Genomic DNA, 15,707 nt, shown 5'->3' with positions numbered 1-15,707 from the left:
AATGCGAAGCGCACAAATTTATATGATGCGCCGCATCGACCTCATGCCGTACCTGTGCATTAGCCCCAGGCCATACCATTGAAGGATCGACACCATGACAACAGCCATGATTGTCAATGGCGCTCCGATGACCATCTTCCAGCGCACTGACGATCTCAGTACGCAGCAGGTCACGCCGGTCCCGGAGCAGATTCCCCAGCACCTCCCTTATATCTATCTGTACGCGCAGATGGGCCCCACCACCGAGGAGGTCGTCTCGGGTGTCGATCTGACCAACATGTATGGCGCCGATTCCTTCGATCTGCGCAAGGCGTGGGCCAACCACGCGACCGTGCTTGCCAACGCGGTGAACGCCCAGGGCAACGCGATCATGGTGAAGCGTCTGCAACCGGCCGACGCCAATCCGCCCGCCTCACTGCGTCTGTGCCTCGATGTGTTGCCGGCGCCGATTCCGCAGTACGAGCGCAACACCGACGGCTCGTTCACGACCGACGGGAGTGGGAATCCCGTACCGGTTACCGGTGCGAATTCGACCCTTGAAGGCTATATCGTCAAGTGGGTTGTTTTGACGGTGACGTACAACCCGGATGGGACGAGCGACTATGGCGCCGCGGAGATCCTGGCCGGCGATCAGTCCGCCGGTTCGACAACGTCACAGCGCTATCCGGTCATGGACCTGCTGGTACCGAGCTTTGGTGCGTACGGCAACAACAACGGACTTCGGCTCTGGGCGCCGACGGTGAATTCATCAACGCCGGCCAATGCCAGCTTCATCGAGGACGATCTCGTCTATCCCTTCCGGGTGTCCTGCGTGACGCGTGCAACGGCGTCGAGCACCGGCGCGCTCACGCGGATGACCAACGGTTCGACGTATCTTGACGTGACGTTCAAGCCCGGTGCGATCGACACCTCACTCGATTCGCAGATTTCCATCCAGGACATCTTTCTCAACGCGTGGCAGGACCTGAACAATCCGGCGGGCACGGCCGATGTCTATGGTCCTTTCGGCAGCCTCCATGTCTACGATGACAACGTCGCGACCCTGATCGGCATGTTCTACGCCGCCGAGAGCGTGGCCATGAATAGCTGGTCGGACTTCACCGGCGCCGATGGCGAGCAGTGGCTCTTCAACTTCGTGAGCGGGGTGTCTTCGGTCGGCGCGCCGTATTCGACCTTCCAGCTCAATACCGCGGATCCCGATGCAGCGTATCTCGGGCAGGCAAGCACGCTCTGGGCGTCGGGCGGCAGCGACGGCACGATGGACGACGCGAGCTTCGCCGCGCTCGTCGCAGCCGATGCGGCGCGCTTTGCCGATCCGGCCGATCCGATCCAGGAGATGGTGATGTACCCGTACTCCCACTTCTGGGATTCGGGTTATCCGATCGACACGAAGAAGGCGCTGGCGCAATTCATCTCACAGCGCCCGGACACCTTCATCACGCTGTCGACCTACTCGACGCTCTCGCCGCCGCTGACCGCCTCGGAAGAATCGTCGATGGCGGTCGCGCTCAAGGCATTTCTCCAGCAGTACCCGGAGTCCGATTACTTCGGCACGCCCTGCGCGCGTGGCATGGTCGTGCCGGGCTCAGGGACGTTCACCGGCTCACTCTACACGGATCCGTTGCCGCTCACGATCGAGCTGGCGTCAAAGACCGCAGCGTATATGGGGGCAAGCAACGGCAAATGGAAGTCGGGCTACTCGTTCGACATGCAGCCGGGCTCCCAGATCAACCTGTTCTCGAACATCAATGTGACGTTCTGGCCCGCGACGGCGCGCAACCAGGACTGGGCCAACGGCATGGTCGGTGTCGAAGCCTGCGCGAGGCGTCAGGCTTACTTCCCGGCGCTCAAGACGATCTACGACAACGATACGTCGGTGCTGAACAGCTTCTTCACGGTGAGCGCGATCTGCACGCTGGAGAAGATCGGCGACCTTGCACGTCGCCAGTTTTCGGGCGTGTCGTCGATGACCAACGCGCAGCTCATCAAGAACGTCAACAACTTCATCACGACGCGCGTGGCGAACATCTTCGACAACCGCTTCACGATCACGCCCACGACAACGATCACGGGCGCCGACGCCCAGCGTAACTATAGCTGGACCACCATCATCCAGATCGCCGCTGCGGGTATGAAGACGGTGGCCACCATCGTCATCCAGTCCGTGCGGATCGATCAGTCGTCGACAGCGACAACCTGACAGCCCGTCGGTTCCTTCCGGAAGCACAACCAGAGCAGTAAGCAGTGCAGATCACATTGGAGGGCGACATGGGAAGGGTAGCGAATGCGATTCTCCAGAACCAGTTTGGATTCGCGCAAGGACATAACAATCCGATGCTCGACCCCCGCTTTGGCGGTCAGATGGGGTTCGTTCCGAACTACGTTCAGTGGGTCAGTAACCAGCAGTACGTCCGGCGCAACCTGATCTGCATCCTCGTCGAGGCACCCCTCGGCTTCAGCTACCTGCCGAACCCGGATGTGTGGATTGGCACGTTGCGCGCGCTTGTCGAACTGCACGCGCTACGAATCACGGGCCTGAATGCACACCTGACGGTGGAAATGGCGGAGACGCCGGTCGGTGGTGGCGGGAACATGCAGCAGGATTTCACGGACGTTAAACGCGAGCGCTCGCAGCCGCAGTTCAGCTGGAACGAGAAGTATGGCATGCCGGTATCGATGTTCCATCAGGGATGGATCACGAACCTCATGATGGACCCGGATACGAAGTTCGCGAATATCGCGACGCTCTCGGGCATCACGGGCATGAGTCCGCCACCGGACATGCTTGCGGACATGTACTCGGCGACGATGCTGTTCATGGAGCCGGATCCGACGCACACACGCGTGGTGAAATCCTGGCTCGTCACCAATATGTATCCGACTGGCACGGGTGACATCCTGGGCTCACGTGATCAGGCGAGCGCGCTCGAGAACCTGACGGTGGACATCACCTACTCAGGCATCGCCCAGTGGAGCCTGGGGGTGGATGCGTTCGCGCAGCAGGTACTGTCATCGATCAGCATTGTGAATGCCAATCCGTACACGGAGAATGCCTTCATCAACGCGATCAACCCGGACGTGGCTGCGACGACGACCGGCTATCAGAACGAGATTGCACAGATCGCCGCGAATCAGGTGAGCCCGACTTCGGTGCTGCCCACCGGGCAGGATGTTACCGCAGCACTTGCGGCCGCGGCGCTTGCTGCAGTCAATACGCCGCCGAGCAGCGCGGTGACTTCCTGATCATCGTGTTGCGTGTCAAAGAAAAAAGGACGGACGTGAGTGCCCTCCCGTCCGGGAGGGCACTATGCCGCCAGGGGAGCATCATTCCTGACGATGACCCCTGTCAGACCGGCTCCTGCACTGTCGCGATATAGGTCTTCTTTAAACGCGGAAATATCACGGGGAATGACCAGCTACGGATACGGAACTCCCATCCACCGCTCACGCCATCGAATGTTGCGATGAACGTTCGCTCGTCCTTCCATCTGATATCGGTAAGCCAGTACGAGGCATACATTGCTCCAACCATCCGCTCGCTTAGCACTTCGCGCAAATCCTTCGAGAGCAACGTAAAGGTAACGGATTCTTCGAACGGGCAATCTTGATCGGTGGCCAGCAGATAGCCTGCTGTCGTTTCGAACTGGTAGAGCAGGACGTATCCGCCGATGGTGAGTTCAGAAGGTTCGCCATCGACAACAAGACGGGTGCGCGACGGCCAGGACTCGTACGGTCCGGCGTGTGTCTCAAGGGCAAAACGGTTCGTAGGGTTCATTCCGTCAGCTGACTGGGTGCGTCCTTTACCGGGTCGCCGGAAGATGACACGTCAGTGCAGCTTTCGCATCAACCAGGCGCAAAGCGCCTTTCCCACCGGCCAGAAAGCGATGAGAATAGCAGTAACTAGAAGGGACCGGAGAGGAATAGCACCGCGGTGTACCCCCAGACGTAATCGAGGATCGGATAGCAGGGGAAGGTGGTTGAGCAGGACGGTGCCAATCAGGCACCAGAGAATGACGAACAGGGTGACGAGAATGGCGGTGATGCCATGAGTCATGTTCACTCCGACCAGGTGTGTTCTGACGTTGCGCCATCGTGATGCCGGTCAGTCGGTGAGTGCCCAGTGGATGGCCTCGTGGACGTATGCATTATCTGGATCGATTCCTTCATGCCGGAGTGCGGCGGTCATGGCTTCGTAGCTTCGTGCCCGGACGCCTGGCATGTGTAGCTCCGTGAAGCCGACACCGTCGCCGAGGTAGTTCATCCGGTCGAAGTTGCCTTCGGAATCACGTTGCAACCACGCGACTGCGCTCGGGAATAGGGGGCGGGAGGGAATCCGGCAGGCAGCGTCGATGTATTCCTGGGCGGCGTTCGTGACCGATGCACCATGCTGCGTCGAGGCGTCCGCAACGAGGCCAACCCAGCGTTGGGTATTGGCCTTGCGTATCAGAACGACGCGCACCGCACGTTTCATGCAAGGTCCCCCATCCAGACGGCAGTGCGTCTGGACGGGCGTGTTCATATCACGTTTGAAAAATTCCCCGGTGATGACTACGGGCATTGTTGACTCCGATAATGAGTGGCGTGTCCAGACGATGGGATGCTGGAAAAGAGAAGGAAAAAAGAAAGGCGGGATGGGTTCCCCCATCCCGCCTGACATTTGCAGCGGCGCCCCGGCAGGCCGGTGCTATTCCGCGAAGAGTTTCTTTGCCTGCTTCGCGAACCGTTCCTTGACGGCGTTGTAGTCGTCGGCCGTCCCGCCGTTCACCACGAATTTGAACTTCATGTCGCCGTAGGTTGTTTCGCTGCCGACCTTGCCGTCGTCGCCCTTGACGGGGCGCTTGACCTCGCGCGCATACTGCGCCTGAAAGTAAGCACCGTCGCCCGTGGGTATGTGGAGCGATGCGCGATCGAGATCCTTGTGCTTCTTTAGCGCGCTTTCGGCGACTTCCGCGAAGGCTTCGAATGCCGAGAGATTGAAGGCGCGAGTGTGCGCGTAGACACGATTGACGGTCTCCATCGTCAAGTCGTCGGGCAGGTGCTTCTCGAAGAGATCTTCTGGCTTCTCGGTCATGCCCTTTTCGTTGACCTTCAGGTCTTTCTTGATCGTGGCGGCCGTCGCATGTTTGTCAGGGCTCAGTGTAGTCGTGCTCATCGTTGGATTTCCTGTTGATGATGGGGTTGCGCGGGCAGTGGCCAATGCGGATGCCCGGCGCGGTGAACTGGAGGTGAGGCGGCGATATCGGTTTTGTTAGCCTCCCTTCTGGAAACGTGAGGCACCGGAATACGCGCGGTCGTGAGTGGCTGTTCGCTGGGACGGGTTCGGACGCCAATGGCGCTGCCGTGTGCGCGACGGCTCGGTGTTGCGAGCGCGCGTGCCGACTGAAGTTTCGACAGCTGCGGGCTCATGCGGTATGTGTGTTGCTTCGGCGGCGACGGGAGAGTCGATTCTCGCGCGCTTGAGCGCCGGGCTCGAAATGAGGCGCCCGCTCACATGCGTGGCACCGGCTGCGAGCTGCTTGTGGACGGACAGGTGACCCAGCAGGACGGTGAACTTGCCCTCCTGCTTGAAGAACGTGACCTCCTCACCCGGTCCATTCATTGCAGTTGAGGAAAACCGCACCTGATAGGGACCTTCTCCGATCCCGGGCGGATTGAGGTCCGCAGTGCTGACTTCAATCAGGGGTGCGCGCGGCAGTTGCCCCTTGAGGGCGTCGAGCCGGTATTCCTGAGTTCTGAAAATGAAAACGGGTTCAGCATGTTCAGTTACGTTGACGGTGTCCATACGTATCCCAGTTGAAGGAAAGATTCACTGCATAGAAGATTTCGACGCGGTAAGAATTTTCCACGCCGGTTTTCCGGGTGCGGCTCAGTGCAGTGATATAGGTTTCAAACTGGATTGAATTGGCGCCAGCTCGAATGCCGGGCGGCATAGGGGCCGGCAACGCCGGCCCCTCGCAATTCAGTATAGGTGCCCGGCGAATCACCACGCGAGCCATGTTGGCGTCGCGGTGTCAGTGAGCCACCCAAGCGACTGGTAGAGCTCGTCGAGGGTAAGCCGGGCCGATTCGAGGCCAATATTCGGGGCGCGTGCGTTGAGGTGACGTGGGACCGCGACTGCGCGATCGAGCTGCTGCTTCGAAAGCATCATCTCGTCGATTTCTTCGAGCGCGGGCGAATTGAACTTGCTTGCAATGAACAGGCCCGGTTCATTGACGTAATCCCACGTCACCACATTCTTGAGTTCACGTCGCACGGTGCGCCCGACCGGTACGTCAAGCGTGAACGAGCGTATTGAAAAGCAGACGTTCTCTTTCGGATTATCGAGAGAGTTCTTCAGATGGGCGCCCTGCGGGCCGGAGGGTTTGACCTGCCCAAGTATCGCGATGATGTTGCGCCCGTCGGGATCCTTGTAATTTTCGAAATCGAGCGTGACTTCGGCGATATGATGAGAAACGTTGTTGACGTCGATATCGAGAATGCGACGTGCGTAGTCTTCGATGTTCTGGCCTGGCAGGCGTTTAGGATGCCCATATTCACCGCGCAGGTTGCCCGAATGCACGCGGCGCATGAACTGGCTGGAATTCTCGAAAAATCCACGGGCCGGTTCGTACGGGTAGTACTGGTTCACCGAGTTGAACATGTTCAACCCACCGAGCACCACCGGATAGTATCCATTGGCGTCGGGCTTTAGCGTGCCCGATTTATTGATGCCATTGAGTGCTGTGAGGCCAAAACGCACGTAATTGTTCATGGCCGGACCTCGCGATCGTTTTGCCATAAGATGTTGCGAGGCAAAACCTGACGTTCTTCCGGGCGGTCATGAACAAAATTTCAACTTTCTTGCGTCGGTTTCCCCAGTTCGATATGCTTCTGGCCGCCTGATGCTGTGCGCGAGCGATGCAGGCGGGAGCCATGGGAAAACGCCGGCTGTACAGGGACGGCCGGCGCTTTCACTTTTCGGTTTTGGAGTTACCAGGGCGGGTGTAGCTCAATGGTAGAGCAGAAGCCTTCCAAGCTTATGACGAGGGTTCGATTCCCTTCACCCGCTCCACCGGAAGGCAGTTGCACATGATCCCGCGACGTCGCCATTCCTCCGTCTTCCCAACGCATTAACTGGCTATGAGAATTCTGCGAACCCTTGTTGCCCTTTGTGTTGTATGCGTTTTGCTCAGTAGCTGCGGCATCTTCGGATGCGCTGGTGCGGGAAGCAACGGCGGGTTCGCGGCAGGGTGTGGGGTCGGCACACGGTTCTAGTCTCCGTGTGCCGGTGTGCGGTGTTACTCCCTGTACATCGGCCGTCCATACATCGTGTTTGCTGCGGTGGGTGGCATCGGGCGATCATCAGTTCGCGCGAACGTCACAATTTCCACGCGGCGATCGGGCTGCAAGCAGGCGACGAGACTGTCATGCGGCTGCCGGTCGCTGCATTGGGTAACCGAATCCTGATTGCCAAGACCTCGGGCATTGATGCGATCGGGTGGTACGCCCTGCTGGACGAGTAGCGCCTTGACTGCATCGGCACGGCGTTGCGACAGGCCCAGATTGTAGGTCGACGAGCCCAGACGGTCGGTATAGCCGCGCACCTCCATGCGCCCGATGGGCATGGCGCGCAACCTGTCGGCGATCTTGCGGATCTGTGCACGCCCACCTGGCAGAATGTCGGAGACATCGCCGCGGTCAAAGGGGAACAAGGCGTCCGTGGAGAGCCTCATGACGTTCGATACAGGAGCGGGCGGCGGCGCAACGGGCGCGCCGTTCACTGGCCTGATCCACTGACCCTGCACCCAGACATAGCGACCATGTTGCCATCCCCAGTATCCGCGCTGCCATGCATATCCGACGCGTGGCGGGGGCGCAGTTTCGTAGCGTGCGGCCGGCGGGGTGAGGACCATGACCTCCTGCGCAGACGCGGGTGAGGAACCGGCCAGGCAGGCGGCAAGCAATGCCGCGCTGGCTACAAGGCCCGATGCAATCCTGCGATGTCCGTTTTGTGTGGCGTGCAAAAGAATGTTTTTCATGTTCTATGGAGCGAGGTGTGATTAGGTATCGTGCAGATCGGCACCCAAGGCCGTGATTGAAGCCTAACGCCTCGGAACATGAAAAACCGTAGCCAAGTGTAAGCAAACGTGGACTACGTAATTTGAGATTGCGCAGTCAATAGCGCGAGCGCGGCACTGTCTGGCAAGGACATCGGTTAGCCGCCTGGCGCGGGCTGAACAAGGGGTGCGCGAATTTCGCGCACCCGCGGGTACGGTCAGCCCGGTGCGTGCTGCGAGAGCTTGTCGCGCTGCGACAGGTCCTCGACGTTGATCATCCAGTGCACGCCAAAGCGGTCTTTCACCATCCCGAAACCTAGGGCCCAGAAGGTCTTCTCAAATGGCATTGTGACTTCGCCTCCGTTGGCGAGTGCATCGAACAGCTTTTTGCCCTCTTCGACGGTTGCCGGACTCAGCGACAGCGAAAAACCGGTGTGCGTGGCGTCTGTGGGACGACAGTCACCGTCCGAACACATCAGCACCGAATCGCCGATCGTGAAGCTCGCATGCATGATCTTGTCAGCGAGTTCGGGCGAGACCGGATAGTCGGGATTCGGCGGTGCATCCCGGAAGTGCATTTTGAACATCGTTTTCGCACCGAGCGCTTTTTCGTAGAACTCAAGGGCTGCTTCAGCCTGGCCATAAAACGTGAGGTACGGTTGGACTTGCATTGTCGCCTCCTGGGCGCGCTAAAAAGATCCTCATTCTAGCGTCTTGCGTCATGGGCGACGGGGGAGTGCGTTTATCGCGCGAGGATGTCGTTCAGCCGCTCGACACGCGTGCTTGGGCTCACGAGCGCGCTCACGACACCACGGCTGAAATAGCTGCCGGCGACCTTGTTCAGTGCGCTGGTCGCAGCATATTCGATTGAGCGCAGGGGAATGAAGACGGGCGGGTTGGTGAGCAGGTCGTGCTGGCCTTTCACGACCGTACGATAGAACTCGTGGCGATTGCGCGGGTTGCGCGAGATGATGGAGACAAGCAGTTCGGTGATATCGTGGTTCCGGCCGACATTGGCGCCAGCATGATATTTTGCGCTGTCGAGCAGACACGCCATCTCGTTGTAGCCGATGTACCAGGGCACGTGGGCGCCGGCGAGCATCTCGTTGAAAATCCGGTAGACGAGTGCGTCGTTTTTTACCAGGTTTAGCGAGGGTGTGATGACCGCGCCTTTTTCAAATTCGAACTCGTAATATTCGTCCTCGCCGACGAGTATCTTCATCATCGAAGTCGGCTCGATGCGGATCATGGCGTTCACGAGCGAGACGCCGTAGTAGCTGTCTTCGACCGTGATGGCATAGACGCCGTAAATGAACGTCTCAATACCGACTTCGGCGAGGCCGCGCTCGGCGAAGCGGGTCGGGATGCTGATCTTGACGGCATCCTTCGCCACGAGTTTGCCGTCCGGTGTTTCTACAAGCGCGCTTTTGACCCGCTGGGGGTCGCGCACCAGGTGTTTCGGGTCCATGGGGTCTCCCGGTGCGGGTCCACGCGCTGTGGACTCTGTATGCAATCCGTGGCTCTCAGCGGTCCGCTAGCAGCTTGCCAGCCGCATCTGGCTTGCTACCCACCAGGCGATGTAATCCACGATGCTTGCCGTGGCCGCTTCGCGTGGAGAGAGGGAGGGATTGCGCGCTCTTGCAAGCTCCATGCCGGTGAGGATGCGCTCGGCGTCCGTGGTATAGAACCTGGCCCGGCATACAAGCTTCAGACACACCGCATACAGATCATTCAGATCGCCCTCCGTAACGTGCTTCAGACAGTCGCGAAAGAGCTTGAGTACTGTGTCGCGATTTTGCGCGGTGGTGTCCTCGCCTTCGGTTGCTTCGTTCAGCTGCGAGCGGAAATGCAGTTCCAGCAGTTCGATGATCTTGTTGTAGCGCTGGTTGGATTCTGCAGTACTTACCAGTGCGCTGTGAGCGGCCCACCGGCTTGTCAGTGCTTCCTTGCGTTCAAGCAGATCGGCAGTGGACATCATGAACGGCGTTGAGAGCGCGTTGGCGAACAGCATTTCGTTGCTGCCGCCTTTCTCCAGATAGTCCCGGTACACCGGTTCATAGACGACGGTCTTGCTGCCTGCGATCTCGCGCACGAGGAGTCCGCCTTTGAGTGCCCGTTCCATGCGATCGAGTGCGCGGGTCAGTGCGCCGCCCGCCTGGTTGCGAAACTCCGCGAGCTGGGCGCGGTAGTTCGCAAGCGGTTGTTCGACACCTTCAGGTGGCTTCCCGTCGAGCAGTTTGCGCGCGAGCAGATAGACGGCCAGGGCAACGGGCACGCCGGTAAAGCGGTCGGTGACCCGCTCGGTGAAGGTGCGGTTTCGTTCGCTGTCTTCCGGCATATGCTGCTGGAAGAAGTCGCGCCAGACACGCATGAAGAATTCGTCACCCTCGATGGCGACCCATTCCGCAATATCGGCGTCCAGACCGCCGCTGCCGGATTTGAGAAGCTCCATCAGTTCCGCAATCGTGAGATCGGGCATACGCATGGAAAGAGCGGGGTCGTCGAGTGCGACGTCTTCGAGTTTTCGCAGTTCGGTTTGCAGCGCCGGATTGAGGACCGGTTTCGGTTCGCGCCAGACTTCCACTTCAAGACCGAGCAGGGATGACACGCTCAGCTCCTCGACAGAGTGCCTGACACGCTCGTAGAGATTCTGGATCGTCGGTGCGACGACCGAACGCGCAAAGGCGACATGTCGCCTGACGGCATTCGTGGCGGTTTCGGCGATTGAATCGAGCACAGCGTCGTGCTCGGAGCAGTTCATGAGCGGATCGACCTGACTGGTCCGCTGCGCAAGCTGGGTGGCATAGGTCTGGAAGTTGCCGTCCGGCACCTGCGCGAGTCCGGTGTCGTAAGTCGTCGCCGCGCACATTGCGTCCAGTGGCGTGCCTGCCGCCGGATAGAGGGCGAAGCCGGCCGCGTCCAGCCGCTCGGTGAGCGCGAGCGACGCGAGCAGGGTGCGTTCATTGAGCATGATGGCCAGACCCTTTACAGATATTGCTGGACCGCGGCCTGAAAGCGGGCCTGGGCCAGCTGGTCGATGACGTCGTTCGTCAGCGGTGTGCCGGCAAAGGTGTCGGCCAGATCGTTGCCCACCACGCCCTGCACGATGCTGCGCACGAGCGTGGTGGCATTGGCGAGCGTGACGAGCGTCTTTTCCGATTCGTGCGATTTCATGTAATTTCCTGAACGATCACGACTTGTAGATTTCGACAGCTTTCGCTCCAATTACGTCGAGGACCGTGGACGTCGTGCCGATGAGTTCGGGCGAGGTGACGATCCGGTCTGCGACCGATTTGGCGCCGAATACTGCACCGATCTTCACGCCCGATTCGGTGAACATGTCGCGCTCCATCACCTCGCCGAAGACGGTCTTGAGCTGGTTGCCGAACACGCCCTTGTCGCCCACGCCTGCGGGCACGTCCGAGGTGATGTAGATCTGGATCGCTGCGGTGTCGAGCTGCAGCGGATTGCCTTCGACCCGGAACGCTTCGTCCACGCTGCCCGTGAATGCCTTCTTTCCGCTTGCGCGCGCGCGGCGGATCATCTGTGCATCGGTGGCCGCCACGATTTTCGCGAGCGTCGGTGACATGTCCTCGACTTCGCCGTGATAGAACACTTCCACCCGCTCGATTACGCCTTTAGCTTTCGCCTGCGGTGTCTGCGCGCTCAGAACCCTAAGCGTGTCCAGCGACGCTTCGTCAAAAAGGCGGTTACCCGCCGTGAGCGCGTCCTCGATGACGCATAAAATATCGTCGGACCCGACGTCGTCTCCAACCTTGCGGAGTTTGTGGACTTCCTGGTCGAAATTGATGACGATGGTTCTGACCTTCGTCTGCTTCGTCATCAGCAGGGCAGCGGTTTCCTTCGAGATGACCGATGAATCTTCCAGCGTCATCGGGTTCTCCATGAACACCGTCTTGATGGAGACGCCGGTCTTCATGAGGACATTCGCGGGGTTGAGGATGTCCGGCTCGAAAAATCCCTCGTTGTAAGCGATCACATCGCCGGGCCTGAAGGTCTGTCCCGCGCTCATGGCAGTGCGGATCTGGTGCGGGACGACGAGACCTGCCGCCTTGCCAAAGCGCCGGCCGAGCTCGATGCCCTGCGCATCGCCATCGTCGTACTGGACCTTCATCCCATCAGGGCCGACCGAGATCACCCGGCCAGGCTTCTTCGCGGTCACGGCGAACATGTCACCGGTGCGGTGAGCGATCACCTGCTCGTAGCCGGTGCGCAGCGCCGGCTGGTGATAGCCGCGGCAAGCGATCTTGTGGCTCGACTGGATACTGATGAAATTCACCCGCTTGGGATCGTCACGGTCCGCGGCCGGGGCGAGCAGCGCCGAAGTCGAGAAGAGGGCGGCCGCGCCGGTCTTGCCTATTTCGTAGCGACGCGAGAGACCACGCAGCGACGTGAACTGCGGATCGGCGCTGGTGTACGTATTGATTCCGACATCGCTTGAGTCGGTCGTCGATTCCGAAATCGTGCCCATGTCGTTCGCATGGTAGGCGCGGGTGTGCTTCGTCATGCTGCGCGCGCCGCGCCCGCCGACACCCGCATAGGTGACGGCTTCGATCTCCTTGAGGTTCTGGATCGGGTTGATCTCCACACTCTGGAGCTTCGCGGGGTCCTGCGTGACATTCTTCCAGACCTGGAACGGATTCAGGTCAATAGGCAGCCGGTTCCTGCCCGGGCGACCGTGGTGCACGCGGATCGCGCGCACCATTTCCGAATACACGGCCCCGGCCATCCGCTCGTAGCCCTTGATACGCATCCAGGCCGAGTCCAGTTCGTCGGGATGATGATCGGAGAGCAGCATCGTGCAGGCGCGCAGCAGCAGGCCCTGGTAGTCGGTCGGCTCCTTCATGTCGACAAGCAGTTCGCGCGTGATCGGATCGATAAAGAGCTGGTACTGCAGGTCGATCTCACGCAGGTAGCGCTGCGACTGGCCACCGGATTCGAGCACATTCAGCCAGACGCCGCGGCGATCGAACTCGTGAACGTTGAAGGTGCGGATCGCGCGGTGGTACTCGTTGAAGCCCGCAAGCACCATCGATGCGAAAGCGTTTGATTTCGGGAAGACGAGCGTTTCGTCGGCGAACACCAGGGCGTATTCTTCGGGCTGCAGATTCACGCGCTGGCCCGCGGGCACGCGGCGCGGAACGACGCGCAGCAGCTTCATGAGACGCTCCAGTCCCATTTCATAACCCAGCACCATACCCAGCGGGATCGTGCGCCCGAGCACCATCACCTCTGCGAAGTCGACCGGCGCCTTGGTGGGATCAAGCTGAAGCATGGTTTCGAAGCCTGGCATCGGTTCGGGCTTGCTGCCTTTCACGTCGTAGAGCGAGCCGTGCCGGTCCATGATGGCGAGCACCGCAGGATCAGTCAGCGACTGGCCGCAGAGGATGGCGCCGTCGCGTTCGTAACGCTTCACGGTATCGGCGCCGAACAGGGTTTCGCGCCGCGTGTGATCGAAATTCCACTCGAAGCCAGCCAGCTGGAAACTTCTGAACGACATGGCGAGCGTGCTGTAAAGGCGTGGGCAGACCAGCAGATTGTCGAACACCGGTGCTGTATGCATCTGCGTGACGAGCCCGCCCTGTGCATCGAGGCCGGCCGCCATGATGGCGTTCGTGAGCCATGTGCCGTAGTCGTTGACCCGTTTGGTCGAGCGCGAGACGAACACCTTGCCGTAATAGCTCGTGAGCGCGACACGGTCTGGTGCGATCTTGCGAATGGGCAGGTCGCCCTTCTGCTTGCGCATGCAGTACTTGACGCCATTGCTCGTGAAAGTGCCATCCTCATCGACGACCGGCAGCCGGAAACGCAGGGTCGAAGCCGCGCCCTCGATAGGCACCACACGCGCGGTATAGATCCGGTACGCACCCATGACATCGTCGACGTCCTCGACGTCGTAGCCGGTCACGCACAGGCCCGCCTGCTGCAGGTTCATCACCATGCCGGCGATGTCCTTCTGCATGATGTTGCGGATGTACTTCGGGTCGAACGTGAGCAGTGACGATCTGAGCATCGTCTTGTCGAGGACCGTCGGAATGTCGGCGATCGCGGGAGAATCAGTGATTCGGATTTCCTCAGGAGGGATCTTGACGAAAGCCCCCAGCGTTGTCCTGCCATCCGGTGCGACGATCTTCCTGTAGGCCTGCGAGAGCGCCTGGTAGCGCCGGTGCTCGCCGGCGCTCATCATGCCCTGCGCGGCGAGCCGGTCAGCGATCTTCATCACGGCGTGTTCTGGCTCGGCCGGCTTGGCCGGTCCGGCGGATCCGTTAGGGACACCGGGTTCCCCAGTCGTGGTGTCCGCATCGGAGTCGGTAAGGCTCGCGATATGTTCGAGCTGCTGGAGGTCCGCCTCGATCTGTCGCTCCAGCTCTTCGTTGGGGTGGATGTCGACGCCGCGTTCATCAGGTTCGTGCTGGGCCTCGGCCAGACGTGCCGTAACACGACCTACCTTCGCGTTATCCTCGTCACGTTCGTCATCCTGATCTTCTTCGTCCGGCCGCGGGTGTGTCGCATAGAACGCCGGCGTTTCGGGTAGCGCGGGAGACGGCGCGGTGAACCCGACAGGCTGCTGGACGGTTTGCGTGGGATGACCGGTTTCAGGACCGTTTTCGGCACTCGCTTCATCCACCACGTTCACGGGCTCTTCAGGCGACGTCGCGGAGGGCTCCTGTGCGGCGCCGCTCTGTGCGCTGACTTCGGGTGCGGCCGCGGTGCGTACTTCCATGAGCGTCATGAGCATGCGCAGAAAGTAGCGCTGGATTCGGTTCGGCTCGAAGCCATGCTGGTTGGCGTCGGGATTGGCCTCGAGCTCTTCCTTTGTCGCCACACGCCAGCCGTTGAGTGTGCCAAGATTGACCACGAACCATCGGCCGCTTTCTTCGAAGATCAGGTTCACGCGGCCGAGCTTGTCATCGGGCACGTGGGAGAGGATGGAGGCCTTGCGGTTTTCGCCTAGCCACTTCCAGATCTCGAGGATCATGAGCGATTCGTGGGCGGCAAAGCGCTTCACAAGACGCTGGCTGGGCTGGTGACTGAGCTGCCCCATCTCGCCTAGCTTCAGGTCAGTGAGACACGGCAGGATGGCGGGCAGCGCGACGGGAATGAACTGGTTGCGGCTGGAACGGTTGGCGACTTCCGTGACCTGCATCCAGAGGGTCTCGTTGATGTTGTGCCACTGATATGTACCGGCATAGATCGAGCGCGGATAGCGGTACGTACGCCACAGAAACGCATAGTTGAAAACGCACAGCGTGTTGTCATCGCGCGTGGCCGTCGCGAAATTCACCAGCTTCTTGTAGCGACGCTTCTTCTGGAAGAAACGTGAGGCGAGGGTAGTGACGGGCGTGGGTAACGGCCGGGGATTGCCGAGATTCACGGTTTGCTTGACCACGTGGTGTACGAGGATAGGCCTGGTGATGCCCCGGAATTCGAGCTGGTTCGCGTCGGGCCCGTCATCGAGCGGGCTCGCGCCCGGGTAGTGAAAGAGGCTGCGGCGAGGGAGGATAAGCCGGTCCATGCCAGACAGGGGCGGCTGGACCAGCTGGTTGGTGCGGCGTACGCCAAACTGCCGGTACCACGTCTCGAACAGGACGGCCATGTTGATCGCTCCACACGGGGAGCCCGGCGACTCGTATCTCGCCGGGGAAAATC

The 15,707-nt window shown here is 60.2% G+C and carries 14 protein-coding genes, 1 tRNA gene and 1 pseudogene; 3 read left to right on the top strand and 13 right to left on the bottom strand.

All coding sequences use genetic code 11. The features are described from left to right. The first annotated feature begins 94 nt into the window (after positions 1-94). Together L0U80_RS30655 and L0U80_RS30650 are read left to right on the top strand one after the other, a co-directional pair. Entirely contained in the window at positions 95-2,200 is a 2,106-nt protein-coding gene (locus L0U80_RS30655) for a hypothetical protein (protein WP_233875020.1), read from the top strand. 44 nt (positions 2,201-2,244) lie between these two features. Then, positions 2,245-3,243 carry a hypothetical protein gene (locus tag L0U80_RS30650; RefSeq protein ID WP_233875018.1) on the top strand — a complete coding sequence of 333 codons (999 nt, stop codon included), beginning with the start codon at positions 2,245-2,247 and terminating at the stop codon, positions 3,241-3,243. A gap of 103 nt (positions 3,244-3,346) precedes the next feature. On the opposite strand, the gene L0U80_RS30645 is transcribed toward L0U80_RS30650, so the two are convergent. From L0U80_RS30645 to L0U80_RS30620, 6 genes are all read right to left on the bottom strand, one after another. Beyond that, entirely contained in the window at positions 3,347-3,775 is a 429-nt protein-coding gene (locus L0U80_RS30645; RefSeq protein ID WP_233875016.1) for a hypothetical protein, read from the bottom strand. A 51-nt stretch (positions 3,776-3,826) separates the two neighbouring features. Continuing rightward, positions 3,827-4,054, bottom strand: a complete 228-nt coding sequence (locus L0U80_RS30640; RefSeq protein ID WP_233875014.1) for a hypothetical protein — start codon at positions 4,052-4,054, stop codon at positions 3,827-3,829. Positions 4,055-4,102: 48 nt separating this feature from the next. Next, positions 4,103-4,558, bottom strand: coding sequence for a hypothetical protein (locus L0U80_RS30635; protein WP_233875012.1), 456 nt, complete (start codon positions 4,556-4,558; stop codon positions 4,103-4,105). A gap of 126 nt (positions 4,559-4,684) precedes the next feature. Next, entirely contained in the window at positions 4,685-5,152 is a 468-nt protein-coding gene (locus L0U80_RS30630) for a hypothetical protein (protein WP_233875010.1), read from the bottom strand. Positions 5,153-5,248: 96 nt separating this feature from the next. Then, on the bottom strand, positions 5,249-5,782 hold the full coding sequence (locus L0U80_RS30625; RefSeq protein WP_233875008.1) for a hypothetical protein: 534 nt from the start codon (positions 5,780-5,782) through the stop codon (positions 5,249-5,251). 198 nt (positions 5,783-5,980) lie between these two features. Beyond that, a complete protein-coding gene (locus tag L0U80_RS30620) occupies positions 5,981-6,751 on the bottom strand; it encodes a S80 family phage morphogenetic serine protease (RefSeq protein WP_233875006.1) in 771 nt (256 codons plus the stop codon). Between the two features lie 226 nt (positions 6,752-6,977). Here L0U80_RS30620 and L0U80_RS30615 point away from each other — a divergent pair. Next, positions 6,978-7,051, top strand: a tRNA-Gly gene (locus L0U80_RS30615). A gap of 226 nt (positions 7,052-7,277) precedes the next feature. Here L0U80_RS30615 and L0U80_RS30610 read toward each other — a convergent pair. The 7 genes and pseudogenes from L0U80_RS30610 to L0U80_RS30585 all read right to left on the bottom strand — a co-directional run bounded on the left by L0U80_RS30610 (position 7,278) and on the right by L0U80_RS30585 (position 15,654). Then, positions 7,278-7,760, bottom strand: coding sequence for an OmpA family protein (locus L0U80_RS30610; protein ID WP_233875002.1), 483 nt, complete (start codon positions 7,758-7,760; stop codon positions 7,278-7,280). A gap of 18 nt (positions 7,761-7,778) precedes the next feature. Further along, positions 7,779-7,892: pseudogene (locus tag L0U80_RS31910) on the bottom strand (YXWGXW repeat-containing protein); the annotation flags it as partial. A gap of 362 nt (positions 7,893-8,254) precedes the next feature. Further along, positions 8,255-8,707 (bottom strand): VOC family protein, encoded by a 453-nt coding sequence (locus L0U80_RS30605; RefSeq protein ID WP_233875001.1) that lies wholly within the window; start codon positions 8,705-8,707, stop codon positions 8,255-8,257. Positions 8,708-8,778: 71 nt separating this feature from the next. Then, positions 8,779-9,504, bottom strand: a complete 726-nt coding sequence (locus tag L0U80_RS30600) for a hypothetical protein (protein WP_233874999.1) — start codon at positions 9,502-9,504, stop codon at positions 8,779-8,781. A gap of 66 nt (positions 9,505-9,570) precedes the next feature. Further along, a complete protein-coding gene (locus tag L0U80_RS30595; RefSeq protein WP_233874997.1) occupies positions 9,571-11,007 on the bottom strand; it encodes a hypothetical protein in 1,437 nt (478 codons plus the stop codon). A gap of 14 nt (positions 11,008-11,021) precedes the next feature. Beyond that, complete coding sequence (locus L0U80_RS30590; RefSeq protein ID WP_233874995.1) at positions 11,022-11,210, bottom strand: hypothetical protein; 189 nt, start codon at positions 11,208-11,210, stop codon at positions 11,022-11,024. Positions 11,211-11,226: 16 nt separating this feature from the next. Further along, a complete protein-coding gene (locus tag L0U80_RS30585) occupies positions 11,227-15,654 on the bottom strand; it encodes a hypothetical protein (RefSeq protein ID WP_233874992.1) in 4,428 nt (1,475 codons plus the stop codon). Between the last annotated feature and the right edge of the window lie 53 nt (positions 15,655-15,707).

The organism is Paraburkholderia adhaesiva (genome assembly GCF_021390575.1).
Taxonomy (GTDB): Bacteria; Pseudomonadota; Gammaproteobacteria; order Burkholderiales; family Burkholderiaceae; genus Paraburkholderia; species Paraburkholderia adhaesiva.
Note: the sequence above shows the minus strand (reverse complement) of the source record. Positions and strands in the feature narration are given on the sequence as shown.